The organism is Pseudarthrobacter sp. GA104 (assembly GCF_009741265.1).
In the GTDB taxonomy this organism is placed as follows: Bacteria; Actinomycetota; Actinomycetes; order Actinomycetales; family Micrococcaceae; genus Arthrobacter.
The window spans coordinates 1,537,340-1,554,668 of the sequence record NZ_WOWL01000001.1 but is presented as its reverse complement, the minus strand read 5'-3'; the positions used below and the strand labels follow the sequence as shown (position 1 = coordinate 1,554,668).

The following is a 17,329-nucleotide window of genomic DNA, read 5'->3' as shown; positions in this document are numbered from 1 at the left end:
ATGAAACCACCCCCAAACCGGTTCCTGGCCCCGTGAACGGCCGGATCCTCGCCCGCATTCCCAACAGCTGGATCCTGCTGGCCTGCATAGGCCTGCTGGCCCTGAACCTGCGGGGCCCTTTTGTGGCGGTCGCCCCCGTAGTGGACCTGATGCAGGCGGAACTCAACTTCTCGCCGGTCGTGTTGGGGCTCCTGACCAGCATCCCGGTGCTGTGCTTCTCCCTTGCCGCTCCGCTGGCCTCCCTGGCCGCGAGGAAATTCGGTGCCGAGTTCGCGGTGACGCTGACCATCCTCGGCGTGCTGGCCGGCGTCCTGGTGCGTTCGGCGGGAGGGCCCGTGCTGGTTGTGGCCGGGACGGTGCTGATTGGCCTGGCCATCACGGTGGGCAACATCGCGGTGCCGCTGATCATCCGCCGCGATTTCGGGCGGGGCCGGCAGGGGACCGCGATGGGCATCTACACCGCGGCGTTGAACATCGGCTCGTTCCTGACCTCGGTGGCCACGGCACCGCTGGCCAGCCTGGCCGGCTGGCGGTTCGCGCTGGGATCGGTTGCCGTCCTGGCGGTGGTGGCGGTAGTTTTCTGGACCCTCGCCGTGGGCGTGCGCCGCGCCTTCTTCATTGCCCCCGACGACGGCAAGGGCACGCGGTTGCCGCCGGTCGACGGTGCGCGGTGGACCACGGCCGGCCTGACGGCCGGGTTCGCTGGACAGGCCTTCTCCTATTACGGGGTAACCGCCTGGCTGCCGAAGATCCTGGCCGACGAGCTGGGAATGGCCCCTGCCGCGGCCGGTGCCGGATCCTCGCTGTTCCAGATCCTCGCGATCGCCGGCAGCCTGGGTGTTCCCCTGGCGGCGCGGTTTGCCCGTACGACTACGGTGGCCGTGGCCCTTGGCCTGATGTGGCTGACGGTCCCCTTGGGCCTGCTGCTGGCCCCCGAATGGTGGTGGCTTTGGTGCTCCCTGGGCGGCGTAGCCCAGGGTGGCGGCATCACGTTGATCTTCATCGCCATCATCAAGATCGCGCGGGACCAGGCGTCGGCAGGGAAGATGTCCGCCGTCGTCCAAGGCGCCGGTTATGCAATCGGTGCGGCCGCTCCTCCGCTGCTGGGGTACCTGCACGGGCTGACCGGTTCCTGGACCGTGCCCATGCTGTTGATCCTGGCGTCGGTGCTGACGTTCTTCCTGACCACCACCCTTTCCGTGCGGAAGGTGCCGAAGAACCGCTGAGGCGGGCGGCGCCGTCGTCGTAAGCTCTCCGTGCCTTCCGACGCTCTCTCACTTAACGCGGGAAATAGTGAATCGCTCTCTCACTTTCCTAAGAAAAGTGAGAGAGCGATCCGGGGTTTCCCGCATCAAGTGAGAGAGCGGTCGGGAAACGTAAGGGAGGTGCTCCGTCGCCGGGCCGGCCCTCCGGCTTTCGGAGGTGCCTGTTGCGGAGGGCGTGCCGGCCCGGCGGACGGAAGTCTTGTTCGAACCTACGCTGCGGCGAGTTCCTCGACCGTGGCCTTCTCGCGGGCCTCGGTCAGGTACCGCGCGTAGGCGGGCAGGGTGAGGAAGGACGGGAAGTCCCGGGCCATGGTGACCTCCTCGAAGATGTCGCGGGCATCCTCGAAGCGGTCGCCGTCGAAGCGTTCCAGCCGCGCGAATTCCTCGTCCAGGAGTTCCTCGATCCAGTGGTGGGTGACGATTTCCCCCTGGTCCGTGATGGCGCGGGCGAACATCCACTGCCAGAGCTGCGAGCGGGAGATTTCCGCGGTGGCGGCGTCTTCCATGAGGTTGTGGATGGCTACTGCGCCGTTGCCGCGGAGCCAGGATTCGATGTAGCGGATGCCCACTTCGATGTTGTTCCGGATGCCCTGTTCGGTGATGGTGCCGGTGGTGGCGGCAACGTTGATGAGGGCCCGGTCGTCGGGGGTGACGTCCTCGCGGGTGCGGTCCAGCTGGTTGGGCTTGCTGCCCAGGATGCCGTCGAATACCTCGCGGCAGACGGGCACCAGGTCCGGGTGGGCCACCCAGGAGCCGTCGAAGCCGTCGTTGGCCTCGCGGGTCTTGTCCGCACGGACCTTTTCGAGGGCGTTGGTGTTCGCTTTGGGGTCTTTGCGGTTGGGGACGGCTGCGGCCATGCCGCCGATGGCCATGGCGCCGCGTTTGTGGCAGGCGCGGACGAGTTGTTCGGTGTAGGCGCGCATGAAGGGCTGGGTCATGGTGACCTGGGCCCGGTCCGGGAGGACGAAGCGGGGGCCGCGGGTGCGGAAGTTCTTGATGAGGGAGAAGATGTAGTCCCAGCGGCCGGCGTTGAGTCCTGCGGCGTGGTCGCGCAGTTCGTAGAGGATTTCCTCCATTTCGAAGGCTGCGGTGATGGTTTCGATGAGCACGGTGGCGCGGATGGTGCCCTGGGGGATGCCGAGGAGGTCCTGGGCGAGGATGAAGATGTCGTTCCAGAGCCGGGCTTCGAGGTGGTTCTCGATTTTCGGCAGGTAGAAGTAGGGGCCTTTGCCCTGGGCGAGGAGGCGGCGGGCGTTGTGGAAGAAGAACAGGCCGAAGTCCACGATGCCGCCGGCGACGGGTTCGCCGTCGATGAGCATGTGCTTTTCGGGCAGGTGCCAGCCGCGGGGGCGGACCACGATGGTGGGCAGGTCACCGGCGGGGCGGAGTTTGTATTCCTTGCCTTCGGGGGAGGTGAAGTCGATGCGCCGCTCCAGGGCATCGGTGAGGTTCAGCTGGCCTTTGATGACATTCCGCCAGGTAGGGGTGGAGGAGTCCTCCATGTCAGCGAGCCACACCTTGGCCCCGGAATTCAGGGCGTTGATGGTCATCTTCTTGTCCACCGGACCGGTGATTTCCACGCGGCGGTCCTCCAGCCCCGGGGCCGGGGGAGCGACGCGCCAGGACGGGTCGTTGCGGATGTGCTCGGTTTCGCGGAGGAACCTAGGGTCCTGCCCGGCGGCGATCTCCGCCCGCCGGGTCCGGCGTGCCTGCAGCAGTTCCTGCCGCCGGGCCGCCGTCGCCCGGTGCAGCCTGGCCACGAACGCCAGGGCGTCCGGGGTGAGCACCTCGTTCTGCCGGCAGATCGGCTGGGCGGTCAACGTAATGCCATTGATCGTAAAAGAGTCGGTGAAGCTGTTCATTTCAGTCTCCTGGTGCAAGGCCCATCTGGGTAGCAGTAGGTGTCGTTTTGAGCCTTCAAAACGACACCTACTGCTACTTACTTGGGAAAGATTTAGTGGAACTGGCCCTCTTCGGTCGATCCGACCAGGGCGAGGGTGGATGCGTTCGGGTTGAGCGCGGTGGCGATGTCGTCGAAGTAGCCGGTGCCGACTTCGCGCTGGTGCTTGGTTGCGGTGTAGCCGCGGGATTCGGAGGCGAATTCCTTCTCCTGGAGCTCGACGTAGGCGCTCATGCCTTCCCGGGCGTAGCCGTGGGCGAGGTCGAACATCGAGTAGTTCAGGGCGTGGAAGCCGGCCAGGGTGATGAACTGGAATGTGAAGCCCATGGCGCCGAGTTCACGCTGGAACTTCGCGATGGTGGCGTCGTCCAGGTGCTTGCGCCAGTTGAACGACGGCGAGCAGTTGTAGGAGAGCATCTGGTCCGGGAACTCGGCCTTGACGGCTTCGGCGAACGTGCGGGCCAGTTCCAGGTCCGGGGTGCCGGTTTCCATCCAGATCAGGTCCGAGTAGGGGGCGTAGGCCTTGGCGCGGGCGATGCAGGGTTCGATGCCGTTGCGGACCTTGTAGAAGCCTTCCGGGGTGCGGACCGGCTGTCCGCCTTCGCGGAGGATGAATTCCTGGTCGCGTTCGTCGACGTCGGAGGTGATCAGGGTGGCGGCCTCGGCGTCGGTGCGGGCGATGACCACCGACGGGGTGCCGGCGACGTCCGCGGCGAGGCGGGCCGCGTTCAGGGTGCGGACGTGCTGCTGGGTCGGGATCAGGACCTTGCCGCCGAGGTGGCCGCACTTCTTTTCCGAGGCGAGCTGGTCCTCCCAGTGAACACCCGCGGCGCCGGCCTGGATCATGGACTTCATCAGTTCGTAGGCGTTCAGCGGGCCGCCGAAACCGGCCTCCGCATCGGCAACGATCGGGACCAGCCAGTCCTCGACCGTCCGGATGCCCTCGGAGAACTCGATCTGGTCGGCCCGGAGCAGGGCGTTGTTGATCCGGCGCACCACCGTCGGGACCGAGTTGGCCGGGTAAAGGGACTGGTCCGGGTAGGTGTGGCCGGAGTTGTTCGCGTCGGCTGCGACCTGCCAGCCGGAAAGGTAGATGGCACGCAACCCGGCCTTGACCTGCTGCACGGCCTGGTTGCCGGTCAACGCGCCGAGCGCGTTGGTGTATCCGCCGGTCTTGTGCTCCTCGGTGAGCTGCTTCCACAGCTTCTCCGAACCGCGGCGGGCCAGCGTGTGCTCCTCGGAGACGCGGCCGCGGAGACGGACGACGTCGGAAGCTGAGTAGTCCCGGGTCACACCTTCCCAGCGGGGGTTGGCGGCCCACTCGAGCTCCAGGGCGGCGGCCTGCGATTCTGCGTCCTGGCCGGGCGTCTGCTGGTTGGGCTCAAATGCTGCAGTCATCGTTGATCTCCTTGATTGAGCTCCGGATGGGGTAGGTGGGAACCTCGCCGTTGAGGTTCCCACCGGCTTTTCCGGTGCGGTGTTTCTTTCCGTGACACTTACTTTTCCGCACTTCCAAGAGGCTTACTAGAGATAAATGATGGAAAGAAATGCACTTCTTCACGTATTCTTTAGAAATGTCGCCTGGAAGCTGGAACCGCGAAGCCGCGCCGCCCACCCCGTCCGCCGCGTCTGCCGGACTGGACGTCATTAGCCTTGGCCGCCGCGTGCGCCACCTGCGCAAGCAGGCTGGACTGACGCTCGATAACCTCAGCGCCGCCGTCGGTACTGCGCCCAGCCAGTTGAGCCTGATCGAGAACGGCAAGCGGGAACCGAAGCTCGGGCTGCTGCAGCACTTGGCGTCCGCCCTCAATGTCAGCATCGACCAACTGCTCGGTGCCGAGCCTCCCAGCCGCCGGGCCGCCTTGGAGATCGAGCTCGAACGCTACCAGCGCAGTCCGCTCTACGAGACGCTGGACCTGCCCAAAATCCGCATCAGCTCGCGGCTTCCGATGGACGTGCTGGAGGCCCAGGTGGGGCTGCTGCATGAGCTGGAGCGCAAGATGAACGAGCAGGTGGCCACCCCCGAGGAAGCGCGCCGGGCGAACGGTGAACTGCGGGCAATGATGCGCGAGCGCGGCAACTATTTTCCGGAGTACGAGGCCGAGGCGCAGAAGGTCCTCAAAGGCGTTGGCTACACCACCGGTCCGCTCAGCCAGCACGTCATCGCGGACATCGCCGAGAACCTCGGATTCACCCTGCACCACGTGGGTGACCTGCCGCATTCCACCCGTTCCGTGACCGATTTGAAGAACCGCAGAATTTACCTGACCCAGAACCAGCGCCAGGACCACGACCCCCGGTCGGTCCTGCTGCAGGCCCTGGGCCACTACGTGCTGGGACACGAAACCCCGAAGAACTACGGCGACTTCCTGGCCCAGCGCGTGGCAACGAACTATTTTGCCGCAGCGCTCCTGCTGCCGGAAAAGGCAACCCTGGAATTCCTGCAGAAGGCGAAGGCCGCCAAGGAAATCGCCGTCGAGGACATCAGGGACGCTTTTGCCGTGTCCTATGAAACGGCAGCCCACCGGTTCACGAACCTTGCCACGCAGCACCTGGGCATCACCACCCATTTCCAGAAGACGCACCAGAGCGGAATCATCTACAAGGCATACGAGAACGACGGCGTTGCGTTCCCGCAGGACCACACCGGCGCCATCGAGGGCCAGCCGTCGTGCAAGGCCTGGACTTCCCGCGCAGTGTTCGACGTTCCGGACAAGTTCAGCGCCTACAGCCAGTACACCGACACGCCATCCGGGACGTACTGGTGCACCGCCCGCACCGAACGTTCAGCCAGCGGCGAGTTTTCGCTCAGCATCGGCGTGCCGTACCAGCACGTCAAATGGTTCCGCGGACGGGAAACCACCGCGCGGGCCAAGTCCACCTGCCCCGATCCGAACTGCTGCAAACGGCCGCCGGCCGAGCTCGCCTCGCAGTGGGCCGGCAACGCCTGGCCCTCCGCCCGGGCCCATTCGCACCTGCTGGCGGCCATGCCGCCCGGCGCCTTCCCCGGCGTCGACGAAACCGAGGTGTACAGCTTCCTTCAGGCGCACTCGGGAACGTGACCCGGACGCTCTCTCACTTGATGTGGATTTCCCTCGGACGCTCTATCACTCTCTTCAGGAAAGTGAGCGAGCGTCCCGGGTTTTCCAGCGTTAAGTGAGAGAGGATCGGGTCACCCGTGCAGCTCGCGGTAAGCGTCCGCCGCTGACGGGTGCAACGGAATGCCGGCCGTGTTGATCAGGGAATCCGGGCTCAGGAACTGAACTCCCAGGCTCGAGCGGGGGATGAGCTCTTCCGCATGGCCCACCAGCAGTTCCACGGTTCTTTTCACGGTGCGGGCGTCCAGGTCGCTCCGGCACAGCAGCAGGTTGGTCACCCCCACTGTCCAGACGGCAGGGACACCCCCGTAGGCGCCCGCCGGGATCAGGACCCGGTCATAAAAGACGCCGTACCTGGACCGCAGCGCCGGCAACAACAGGGAAAGATCGAGGAAGTTGAGACCCACGTCGTCATGGGCAGCAGAGATGGCGGCCGTGGGAACGCCCCCGGACCAGAACAGGGCGTCCACTGACCCCGCACGCAGTGCCGCGAGGCCGTCATTGAGGCCCAGGTTCAGGACGGTGACGGCTTGCCCTGCAGCTCCGGCCCCGCCGGCAGCGACGGAACCAAGCCCCGCGGCCTCAAGGAGGCGGGGAGTGGTGAGGGACGTCCCCGAACCCGGCTCGCCCACAGCCACCGTCCTGCCGGCCAGCTCCCCGATGCCCCGGATCCCGCTGGCCTTCCGGACCACGCAATGGACGTAGTTTTCGTACACCCGCCCGAGAGCCGTAATGCCGGCGTCGGACGTGTTCTTCCCTGCTTCCCTCTGCGCGGCGGCATCAGCGAGGGCGACGGCGAACGTGGCTTTCCCGGCAATGAGCTGTCCGAGGTTGTCCAGGCTGCCCCCCGTGGTCAGGGCCGTGGCCTGCCGGGCCACCCCATGGCGCTGCAGGGACGCGGCAAGCAGGGTGGCGAACTCCAGGTAGAAGCCGCCCGGTTCGCCGCCCGCAACGGTAACGGCGTCGGGGCTGTCCGCCGGGGTGCAGGCCGCCAGCGCCGGTGGCAGCAGTCCCGCGAGCCCTGCGGCAGCACCGGCCCTGAGGACTTCGCGTCTCGACGGCGGTCTGAAGCGAAAGTCAGGCATGCGGAGCCACCTGCCCCGTGGCGTCCGGACCGCTTTTGGGGACCCGGGGAAACTCCAGGAACGCCGCCAGGCCGTGCGGGTGCGCCTCGCGGAGCAGCAGGCGTCCACCATTGGCCGCGGCCAGCTTTTCGACGATGGTCATGCCCAGGCCGTTTCCGCGCACGTCCCGGTGCTTCGGTGAACGCCAAAACCGCTGGGTGGCAGATGCCCTTTCCTCGGACGAGAGCCCGGGCCCGTCGTCGGACACTTCGATCACCACGGTGGCGCCGAGGTTACGGACGGCAACCGATATCCGGGCGCGGCCGGCATATTTGACCGCGTTGTTCAGCAGTTCCCCGGCCATCTGCGCAAGGTCCCCCGCATCGCAGGCAATCAGCGCAGGCTGCCCGGACGTTCTGTCGAAATGGATGGAGGCGCCGGCACGTCGCGCGGCAGGTCCTGCACGTTCGGCCTCTTCCTGCAGGACAGGGACTGGATCAATGGGCCCCCGATCTCGCCGCGAAGGCGCGCCGCCGGGTGGGCCGGCGGAATCCTCGAAGGCCCGGTGTTCGGCGGCGGCGAGTTTGAGGACGCCGTCAAGGATCTCCTCGACCCTCTCGAGCTCAGTCTCGACGGCGGATGCAGCTGCCTTTTCCCGGGCGGTCTTCAATTCCAGCTGGAGCAAGTCGACGCGCAGCCGGAGCGCACCAACAGGGTTGCGCAGTTCATGGGAGGTGTCCGCAATGAGCTGGCGCTGCGCTTCGATGCTGTCACTGACGCTTTGTGCCATCGCAGTGAAGGAACGGCTCAGGGCCCTCAGCTCGGGCGGCCCTTCCTCCGGCAGCCGGCTGCTGCGGCCGGTGGTTTCCAGTTCGGCGACGGCGGCATTGAGCCGGTGGACAGGGCGCAGCACCCAGCGGGTCACCCGGGACGCGCCGATGAGGAGCATCGCCATGAGTGCCGCCGCGGCCAGTCCGACGCCGAGCCAGCGTTCGCGGAGTTTCTGCCGGGCAGCGTCCTGGTTGACTTCCAGGACCGCTGCTCCGAGTACCTGGCTGGCGCTTCCAAACGAGCGGGAAATCACCTCGGAGCCCGTGCCGAACGGCTGAAGCGGCGCCAGTGTGGTGTCACTGAGGTTCAGGCTGGCCCTGGCCAAGGCATTCCGCACGTCTGCCCGGTCCTCGCTCAGGCCGCCGGAGCGCAGGGTGCCCTGCTGGAGCCGGACCAGGACTCCTTCGGCGTAGAGCTCCGAGTACCTGTCCATTTCGGCCTGCAACTGGGTGGAATCACCTCCCTCAGTGCCGGCGTCGAACGCAACCTGCGCCAGCCTGTTTAGGGCAGTGGCCCGGTTGATCTGGAGTTCCTGCGTGAGTTCCCGGCTGGCGGAGGCCAGGAGGGCATTGGACGCGATGAGCACCAGGAGGACGGAAAGGATGCTCAGGATCCCGAGGACACGGAGCTTCACGCAGGGTCCGCCTCGACCCTATAGCCGACCCCGCGCACGTTGATGATGAACCCCGGCAGCTGCAGTTTGGATCTCAGCCCGGTCAGGTGCACGTCAAGTGACCGCGAGGAGGCCAGGAACGCATCGCCCCACAGTGCGTCCAGGATCTGTTCGCGGGTCACTACTGACCCTGCATGGCTGGCCAGTAGGGCCAGCAGGTCGAATTCCGTGGCGGTCAGGGGGAGTACCTGTGCGCCGAGTACTGCCAGGCGGCGTTCGAGGTCCACCTCGAGTTCCCCCAGCACGATCCGCCGCTGCGTGTTGCCGGGAGCGCGGCCCGCCCGCCGGGTGACGGCTTCGATCCGGGCCAGGAGCTCCACGAGCTTTACGGGCTTGACGAGGTAGTCATCGGCCCCGGAACGGAGGCCAAGGACCACGCTCCGTTCGTCGTCGCGCGCAGTGAGGATCAGGATGGGAACGTCCGTGACCTGCCGAAGCTTCCGGAGCACCTCAAGGCCGTCCATGTCAGGAAGCCCCAGGTCCAGCAGGATCACGCCGAAGCGCCTGTGCTCCAGGAGTGCGTCGGCGCCCCGGGAAACCCTGGCCGACGCATGCCCGGCGGAAACCACGGCCGCCCCGAGGGCGGATGCCATGGCGTCGTCGTCCTCGACGATCAGCACATCCATTGCCAGTTCCTGTTCCGTTGGGCGGCTTCCGTTTTCAGGGGCGCGATTTCCCCTGCCCGCCTTTGGAGGTTACCCCGTTCGCTTGTTTTCCGCCCGGCCCGGGGCGGTCGCCCTGCCCGGCACCGCGGCCTTGGACCCGCTGCCCGCGGGGAAAACCTAAGGAAGTGTTAGGAATTCGGTTTTCGCTTGGGCTGTGCGCTGGCTCACCAATAGCTTTGGTGGGGTCCCCGGGCTTCCAGGGGACGTTCAACGTCGAGGAGGAACCATGAGCAATGCTGCCATGGACAGCACGAAAGTCGGGCCAGGGCGCATAGCCGGGGCCGCGCAGCCAAGGAAGGTTCAGCGATGAGCACCCAGCAAACCGCGGCAGTGAGTGAGTCGGCCGAGACCCGACGGGCGGTCAGCAACATCCTCAAGGGCTCTGCCGGCAACCTGGTGGAGTGGTATGACCTGTACGTCTACACGGTCTTCGCCGCCTACTTCCAGTCCCACTTCTTCAACTCGAAGGACGACCTCCAGGCGGGCCTGGAAGCGATGGCCGTCTTCTCGACGTCGTTCCTCATGCGGCCCATCGGCGCCTGGTTCTTCGGCCGGTACGCGGACCGCAACGGCCGCAAGGCAGCGCTGACCCTCAGCGTGACCCTGATGTCCGCGGGGTCATTCGCCATCGCCGTCCTGCCCACCACCGAGCAGGTGGGCGTCTGGGCATTGATCCTGCTGATCCTGATCCGCCTGGTCCAGGGCTTCTCCGTGGGCGGCGAGTACGGCACCAGTGCCACCTACATGTCCGAGGCTGCCACGTCCAGGCGGCGCGGCTTCTTCTCCAGCTTCCAGTACGTCACCCTGATCGGCGGGCAGATGCTGGCCCTTCTGGTCCTGGTGATCCTGCAAAATGCCATGCCCAAGGATGACCTCACGGAGTGGGGCTGGCGGATCCCGTTCGCGCTGGGCGGCGTCGCGGCGCTCGTGGTCCTCTGGCTCCGGCGCTCTATGGAAGAGACTGTTTCGGAAGAGCAGGTGCAGGCTGCAAAGACCCCGGCCGAAGCGGGAGTTGCCCAGCCCGGCACCATGAAGCTGCTGTTCACGCAGTATTGGAAGCCGCTGCTGATCTGCATCGGTGTCACGCTCGGCGGCACCGTGGCCTTCTACACCTACACCAACTTCATCCTGAAGTTCATGAACGATACCTCCGGCATCGCCAAGACCGACACCTCGGTGATCAACTTCTGGGCGCTGTTCATCTTCATGCTCCTGCAGCCCGTGTACGGCATGATTTCGGACAAGGTGGGCCGCAAGCCGCTGCTCCTGTGGTTCGGCATCACCGGCGTCCTGTTCACCTGGCCGCTGCTCTCCACCCTGTCCAACACCAAGGATCCCTTTACCGCCTTCCTGCTGATGATGGGTGGCCTGGTGATCGTGGGCGGCTACACCTCCATCAACGCACTGGTGAAAGCCGAGCTGTTCCCGGCCTCGATCCGTGCCCTTGGCGTCGGCCTGGGTTACGCGATCGCCAACTCGCTGTTCGGCGGGACCGTTCCACTCATCGGCGCAGCCTTCCAGAAGGCCGAGCGGGTTGACCTGTTCTTCACCTACGTCACCGTGGCCATTGCCCTGTCGCTGCTGGTGTACATCTTTGCGCTGAAGAACAAGAAGGCAACCCACCTGGACCAGGAACAGGGCCACGCGTGGGTGCAGGAGCGCAAGGACGGCGACAAGGACAAGGACCTCCTGGGCGTCTAGCTCCCGGAGGCGCACCCGCGGCAGGACTGATGACGACGGCGGGTGCCCGCCCGCCGTCGTCCGCCCGCCACGCCACGACGCTCTATCACCTGATGTGGATTTTCCTTCGACCCTCTCTCACTTTCTTCAGGAAAGTGAGAGAGGGTCCCGGGTTTTCCACCGTTAAGTGAGAGAGGGTCCGGCGCGGCGTCCCGCGAGCCGGGCGAGACCAAAACGAATGCAAAGCGTGACCCTGCCGGCATCGTCACGCGCCGCCGTCGCTGTTTCACTGGGAGGAGGCGGATTCCCGCCTTTGGCATGCCAGGGGAGGCAACAGAGGTGTTTCGTTTTCAGCGGATAATTGCGCTGGGTGCCTTGATGGGACTGGCGGGGTGTGCGGCGCCGGCCCGGCCGCCGGCCCCGGAACTCCTCACGGCCGACGGCGTCGAGCGGGTTTCGGTGGACCGCGCGGACTACGCCGCTGAGCTGCGCTCCTTCCGGGCTTCCGCGTTCGTCCTCGGCGAGGCGCTGCTGGCCGACGGCGGCGACGGCGCCAACGGGAACGTCGTGTCCTCGCCCGGGAGCCTGCTGATTGCCCTCGCCATGCTGCGCGCGGGTGCCACCGGCGGGACCGCGGCCGAGATGGACAGCGTCCTGCAATTCCCCCTTGAGAAGCGCGACGAGGCCATGAACTCGGTCCTCCGCTCGCTGGAAAAGTTCGACGGCGACCCCGGCGCAGTGGATGAGGACAACCCGCCGCGGAAACCGGTCATGCACTCCGCCAACGGGCTCTTCGTCGACAAGGACGTGCCTACCGGGCGGTCCTTCCTGGACACACTGGCCCGGCACTATGGATCCGGGGTGTATCCCGTGGATTTCCGCGACGAAGAAGCAACGAAGCCCGCCATAGATGCGTGGGTGAGCAGGAACACCGGCGGCCGGATCAAGGAGGCCCCGGCGGAATACGACCCCGACAACACCTTCAGCCTGCTCAACTCGCTGTACTTCGCCGCCGCCTGGAGCGCACCGTTCGATCCGAACGCCACCTCCGACCTGCCGTTCACGACAGCCGCGGGCGAGGAAATCGCGGTGCCTGCCATGCACAACGAACTCACGATGAAATATGCGGAAGGTGCCGGCTGGCAGGGTGTGGACCTTCCCTACGCCGACGGTTTCGTCATGCGGCTGGTCCTGCCCGCGGAGACGGCCGCTCCCGCTGACACAGCCGCTACCGCCGACACTCCCGCCCCTGCGGCCTTCGGCGCGGAAAAACTAACGGAAATCGCGGCCACGTTTGATGTGGCCCAGCCCGCGTCAGTGCAGATCCAGCTGCCCCGCTGGGACCACAGGTCCAGTTTTGACCTCCGCAAGGTCTTCGGGGCGCTGGGCCTGGAGAACATGCTCGGCACCACGGAGGACTTCAACACGATCCAGCCGCAGATGATGATCACCCAGGCCGCCCAGGCTGCCAACATCACCGTGGCCGAAAAGGGCACCGTTGCCGCCGCGGTAACCCAGATCAACGGAATGGCCACCAGCGCCCCGCCGCAGCCTGAGCGGACCATCGAGTTTGACCGGCCGTTCCACTACCAGATCGTCCACGTTGAAACCGGACTGCCGTTGTTTATGGGAACCGTGGCCGATCCCAGGTGAGCGCGCGCCCCGGGCCTGCCCTCTCCACCGTCCCCGACCTCAGACGCTCTATCAGCTAATGCGGGAAAATCCTGAACCCTCTCGCACTAGGTGCAAGAGGGTTGCGGAAAAACGCGCATTAAGTGAGAGAGGGTCCGGGGCGGGGTGGCGGTTAGCGGGCTCCGCCCTGCCACAGGGCATCGAACGGGGCGCCTGACGCCACGCGGTTGCGGATGCCCGCCGTGACGAATTCCTTGGCCGTCCGGGCAGCCTCCAGCGGCGTGGCGCCCTTGGCGAGTTCCGCCGTCACAGCCGCCGCCAGCGAGCAGCCGGCACCGGAAACCGCCACCTCACCCACCTTGGGCGCGCTGAGGACCTCAAGGGTCTCGCCGTCATAGAAGACGTCGACGGCGTCCGGGCCTTCCAGCCGCACCCCGCCCTTGGCGAGCACGGCGGCGCCGCTGAGCTCCTGGATGCGGATGGCGGCGGCCTTGAGGGAGTCTACGTCCGTGATATCCAGGCCGGACAGCGACTCGGCCTCGAAGTGGTTCGGCGTGACAAAGGTGGCCAGCGGAAGGATCTGCGCCTTCAGCGCCTGGTCCGTGTCCAGGGCGTGCCCGGGCTCCTGGCCCTTGCAGATCAGCACCGGATCCAGGACCACGTTTTCAAACCGGCCGGCGGCCAGGGCATCAGCGACTGTGGCGATGGTGGCGGGACTGCCCAGCATGCCGATCTTCACCGTGTCCAGCACCGGACGTCCGGGCTCCGAAGGAGCGGACGACGACGGACCGTACGCGGCCGTCGTCGCCTCCAGTTGGTCCGCGATCACCTGCTGGTCCACCGGTACGAACCGGTGGTTCCAGCTGTCGTTCGGGTTGAACGAAACGATGCACGTGAGGTTGGCGATGCCAAAGACGCCGAGTTCCTGGAAGGTTTTCAGGTCCGCCTGGGCGCCGGCGCCGCCGGTTGCTTCGGAGCCTGCGATGGTCAGGACGACTGCGGGAGCTGTGACGGGCCGGGGTGCGGCAACGGAAACGGAAGTCATGGCACCATCCTGCCATCCGCCGTCGGCCGCCCGCTTTGTGCCGCTGTACCTTTGTGCCGCTGTACAGCGACGAAGGCCGTACTGCAAACGCAGCTGCCCCGCGGCCAGGGAACCGCCCATCCATACCCCGCGGTGGGCGGGCCAGAGGCGAGCATTGCCAGGCCTGTCCAAAGGCGTACCATTCGGTAGGGGGGCTCGTCATGGATGGGTTCTTTTAGCACAGGAGAAAAGCAGTGGCAGAATCAACGACGAAGCGCGGCCGTGCGACTGGAGCTTCAGCACGGATTACCGCAGTGCTGACAGATCACCCCGTGATCCCAAGCATCAAGGATGAGGACGGGCTACGAGCGGTCCTGGGCGTTCACTGCCCAGTAGTTTTTGTGCTCTTTGGGTCTGTTATGAGCATTCGCCGAATCGTGGAGACCCTGAAAGCTGCAGGAAAGACTGTATTCGTCGATGTTGATCTGCTTGACGGTTTTTCCAGCAAGCCGGTTGTTGTCGATTTCCTCAAGGCGAACACGCGGGCGGACGGAGTCCTAAGCTCAAAGGCCGTCATAGTCCGGGCTGCAAAGACCGCGGGACTCCTGGCAATCCATCGTCTCTTCCTCATCGATTCCTTCAGCTACAACAATCTGCCGAAGCAGGTCAGCCTGTCCGGAGCGGACGCCATCGAGATCCTGCCAGGGTGCATGCCCCGGGTCATCTCCTGGATCCGTGAAGACACTGATCTCCCCCTTATCGCGGGGGGACTGGTGTGCGACAAGGAAGACGTCATTGGTGCCCTGGGTGCTGGCGCCACAGCAGTTGCGTCGTCCAACCGCGATGTATGGCTGATGTAGGCTGCCGGTATTCTGGTTCAAGTCAGGACTCCTCACGTCAGCGGTGTCCAGGCCCACCAGCCTCCCTCTGGCCAGGTCCGCGTCCCTGTGCTACGCTCTCTCACAACCAAAAACTAAATAACGGTCACGGCGCAAGCCAATGACAGTTGCTAAACACTAGAGAACAGCGACCCCAAATATCAGGGGATTGCTGTTCTCTTTTTTTGTGCCTTCCGCCTGCAGGGCAGGCAGTGCAAGAGCCAAAGCAAACCGATACCGCTAGAACGAATGGAATCAGCTAAATTGACAACCCTAACGCGCGAAGAAATCGTGAATGCCTACATCGACATCCTTGGCCGTGCGCGAGTGATAACCGACGAGCAGACACTGAAAGAAAACAGTGTGGACAGGTACTACAAAGTCGAGAACGTGTTCGGAATATACTCGCTGCCTTTGCCGGCAGCGGTGGTACGACCCAGCACCCCTGAGGAAGTTTCCGCAGTTCTGAAATTCGCCAACGAATATGGCGTGAACGTCGTGCCAAAGACCGGAGGGTCGGCAACAGAAGGCGGTCTCGAAACAGTGGTCGAAAACTCCATCGTGCTCGATGGGTCGACCATGAACGAGATCATCAACATTGATACCGACAACATGATTGCGACTGTCCAGTGCGGTGTCTGCCTGGAGGACCTCGAAAATGAGCTCCGAGCAATCGGCTATACCACGGGGCATTCGCCGCAGTCGAAGCCTCTCGCCCAGTTCGGCGGACTCGTTGCCACCCGTTCCATCGGCCAGTTCTCGACTCTCTACGGCGGCATCGAGGACATGTTGGTCGGAGTAGAGACCGTATTCCCCAACGGCGAAATCTGCCGCATCAAAAACGTTCCGCGCCGCGCGGCCGGACCGGACATCCGACACCTGGTCATCGGAAATGAAGGCGCACTCAACTTCATCACTGAAGTAAGCGTCAAGATCTTCCGCTACTACCCCGAGAACAACAGGTTCTACGGCTACCTCCTGAACGATATGAAGACCGGGTTCGAAATCCTTCGGGAAGTTGTGACCCAGGGGTATCGCCCCTCGGTCGCGCGGCTATATGACAAAGAAGACGGCCTCTACCACTTCAAGCATTTCTCCGACGGCCGCTGCGTATTGATCTTTATGGCCGAGGGGCCAAAGCGCATCGCGGATGCGACCGGGGCCGCAATTGAAGAGATTGTTTCCTCATTCGATTCAGCAGAACGTGTCGAGGATTCTCTCATTGAAGATTGGTTCAATAATCTAAATTGGGACGTTTCCAAGATCGAAGAGGAAAGAATTGAAATCCGCGAGACCTTGAACAACGGTTTCACGACAGAAGTCTCCGGCAACTGGAGCGTAATTAACGATATTTACGAGAGCGCCATTGCCAGGATTCGTAAAGAGGTGTCCGCTGATTTCAGCCTGCTGGGCGGCCACTCGAGCCACAGCTACCTCAATGGCACCAACATGTACTTTGTCTACTACTACAAGATCGACGTGGAACCCACTGAGGAACGCACCACCTACCACGACCCCATCCAAAACATCATTGTTGAGGAAACGCTCAAACACGGTGGTTCCATGTGCCACCACCACGGCGTCGGTAAGCATCGGACGCACTTCCTCGCCGAGGAATATGGGTCGTCGCTCTACATGCTGGAGACCCTTAAATCTGCCTTCGATCCGAACGGCATCATGAACCGCGGAACCATTTTTCCGCTCTGACGTATAGGCACAGTCTCGGCCAGCGCGGCAAGGGTGGGTGCAGTCATGCCCACACCCTTGCCGAGCCGGGCCTGGTTCAAGACACACAAAGGAGTGCACGTGTCCGAAGCAAGCATCACAGATTTCCAGATGGATTTCTTTTCACTCAAAGGCATGAATGCCATTGTCACCGGAGGAAACACAGGGCTCGGTCAGGCGTTCAGCCTTGCGCTGGCGAAAGCTGGAGCGAATGTTCTGGCGGCAAGCATCATGCCTGACGACGGCGCAACGGGAGCCATGGTGGAGGCTGCCGGAGCTAAATATGCGTACGTCATGTCGGATATCACAGTCGCCGGAAACCCTAAAAAAGTGGTTGACGCCTGTATAGCGGAATTCGGCAGCGTCGACATTCTGGTCAACTGCGCGGGCCGCAGCATCAACGAGCCTGACGTCCTCGAATACACCCGTGAACAGTGGGATCCAATGGTGGCGTTGAACCTCACCGCAGCCTTCGAGATGTCACATGAGTGCGCCAAACACATGGTCCCGCAGCGCAGGGGCAAGATCATCAACATTTGCTCCGTATTCACTTTCCTTGGCGGCCAGTGGTCGCCAGCCTACGCAGCAACGAAGCACGGCATCGCGGGTTTCACGAAAGCCTACTGCGATGAACTTGCGCAATTCGGTATCCAGGTCAATGGAATAGCGCCCGGCTACTACGCCACCGAACTGACCACGGCAACCAGGGCAAACCCGGAGACCAACCAGCGAGTCCTGGACCATATCCCCGCCAACCGCTGGGGGCAGACGCAAGACCTCATGGGAGCGACCGTATTTCTTGCCAGCCGAGCATCTGACTACGTCAATGGTCACATCCTGAGCGTCGACGGCGGCTACCTGGTGCGCTAACACCTTCAGCAGATTAGGACACGA

General features: G+C 64.3%; 13 protein-coding genes. 7 read left to right on the top strand and 6 right to left on the bottom strand.

Annotated elements, in window-relative coordinates; translation table 11 throughout:
* The first annotated feature begins 32 nt into the window (after window positions 1-32).
* On the top strand, window positions 33-1,226 hold the full coding sequence (locus tag GK109_RS06905; RefSeq protein WP_323057705.1) for an MFS transporter: 1,194 nt from the start codon (window positions 33-35) through the stop codon (window positions 1,224-1,226).
* A 248-nt stretch (window positions 1,227-1,474) separates the two neighbouring features.
* Here GK109_RS06905 and aceB read toward each other — a convergent pair whose 3' ends face one another.
* Window positions 1,475-3,127, bottom strand: coding sequence for a malate synthase A (aceB, locus tag GK109_RS06900; protein ID WP_157239281.1), 1,653 nt, complete (start codon window positions 3,125-3,127; stop codon window positions 1,475-1,477).
* 92 nt (window positions 3,128-3,219) lie between these two features.
* The gene (aceA, locus tag GK109_RS06895; protein ID WP_157239279.1) at window positions 3,220-4,563 is read right to left on the bottom strand and encodes an isocitrate lyase; all 1,344 of its coding nucleotides are present in this window, start codon (window positions 4,561-4,563) and stop codon (window positions 3,220-3,222) included.
* Between the two features lie 149 nt (window positions 4,564-4,712).
* Here aceA and GK109_RS06890 point away from each other — a divergent pair, with 149 nt between their 5' ends.
* Window positions 4,713-6,227, top strand: coding sequence for an XRE family transcriptional regulator (locus GK109_RS06890; protein ID WP_157239277.1), 1,515 nt, complete (start codon window positions 4,713-4,715; stop codon window positions 6,225-6,227).
* A gap of 110 nt (window positions 6,228-6,337) precedes the next feature.
* Here the strand turns inward: GK109_RS06890 and GK109_RS06885 are convergent, their stop codons facing one another.
* From GK109_RS06885 to GK109_RS06875, 3 genes are read right to left on the bottom strand one after another with little or no spacing between them, the layout of a single operon-like run.
* A complete protein-coding gene (locus GK109_RS06885) occupies window positions 6,338-7,348 on the bottom strand; it encodes a TAXI family TRAP transporter solute-binding subunit (RefSeq protein ID WP_157239275.1) in 1,011 nt (336 codons plus the stop codon).
* Window positions 7,341-8,792, bottom strand: coding sequence for a HAMP domain-containing sensor histidine kinase (locus GK109_RS06880; protein WP_323057702.1), 1,452 nt, complete (start codon window positions 8,790-8,792; stop codon window positions 7,341-7,343). Before GK109_RS06880 ends, GK109_RS06885 begins: the two co-directional genes overlap by 8 nt.
* The gene (locus GK109_RS06875) at window positions 8,789-9,457 is read right to left on the bottom strand and encodes a response regulator transcription factor (RefSeq protein WP_157239273.1); all 669 of its coding nucleotides are present in this window, start codon (window positions 9,455-9,457) and stop codon (window positions 8,789-8,791) included. The genes GK109_RS06880 and GK109_RS06875 overlap by 4 nt, the downstream gene beginning before the upstream one ends.
* 345 nt (window positions 9,458-9,802) lie before the next feature.
* On the opposite strand from GK109_RS06875, the gene GK109_RS06870 reads away from it, so the two are divergent.
* Window positions 9,803-11,197 (top strand): MFS transporter, encoded by a 1,395-nt coding sequence (locus GK109_RS06870; RefSeq protein WP_157239271.1) that lies wholly within the window; start codon window positions 9,803-9,805, stop codon window positions 11,195-11,197.
* A gap of 357 nt (window positions 11,198-11,554) precedes the next feature.
* Window positions 11,555-12,829 carry a serpin family protein gene (locus GK109_RS06865; protein WP_157242724.1) on the top strand — a complete coding sequence of 425 codons (1,275 nt, stop codon included), beginning with the start codon at window positions 11,555-11,557 and terminating at the stop codon, window positions 12,827-12,829.
* 151 nt (window positions 12,830-12,980) lie between these two features.
* On the opposite strand, the gene GK109_RS06860 is transcribed toward GK109_RS06865, so the two are convergent.
* The gene (locus tag GK109_RS06860; RefSeq protein ID WP_157239269.1) at window positions 12,981-13,853 is read right to left on the bottom strand and encodes a hydroxymethylpyrimidine/phosphomethylpyrimidine kinase; all 873 of its coding nucleotides are present in this window, start codon (window positions 13,851-13,853) and stop codon (window positions 12,981-12,983) included.
* Window positions 13,854-14,086: 233 nt separating this feature from the next.
* Between GK109_RS06860 and GK109_RS06855 the strand changes: the two genes are divergently transcribed.
* The 3 genes from GK109_RS06855 to GK109_RS06845 all read left to right on the top strand — a co-directional run bounded on the left by GK109_RS06855 (window position 14,087) and on the right by GK109_RS06845 (window position 17,305).
* Window positions 14,087-14,692 carry a glycerol-3-phosphate responsive antiterminator gene (locus tag GK109_RS06855; protein ID WP_197432426.1) on the top strand — a complete coding sequence of 202 codons (606 nt, stop codon included), beginning with the start codon at window positions 14,087-14,089 and terminating at the stop codon, window positions 14,690-14,692.
* 282 nt (window positions 14,693-14,974) lie between these two features.
* Window positions 14,975-16,417, top strand: coding sequence for an FAD-binding oxidoreductase (locus GK109_RS06850; protein ID WP_231754812.1), 1,443 nt, complete (start codon window positions 14,975-14,977; stop codon window positions 16,415-16,417).
* A gap of 99 nt (window positions 16,418-16,516) precedes the next feature.
* On the top strand, window positions 16,517-17,305 hold the full coding sequence (locus tag GK109_RS06845; RefSeq protein WP_370460447.1) for an SDR family NAD(P)-dependent oxidoreductase: 789 nt from the start codon (window positions 16,517-16,519) through the stop codon (window positions 17,303-17,305).
* Window positions 17,306-17,329 lie beyond the last annotated feature (24 nt).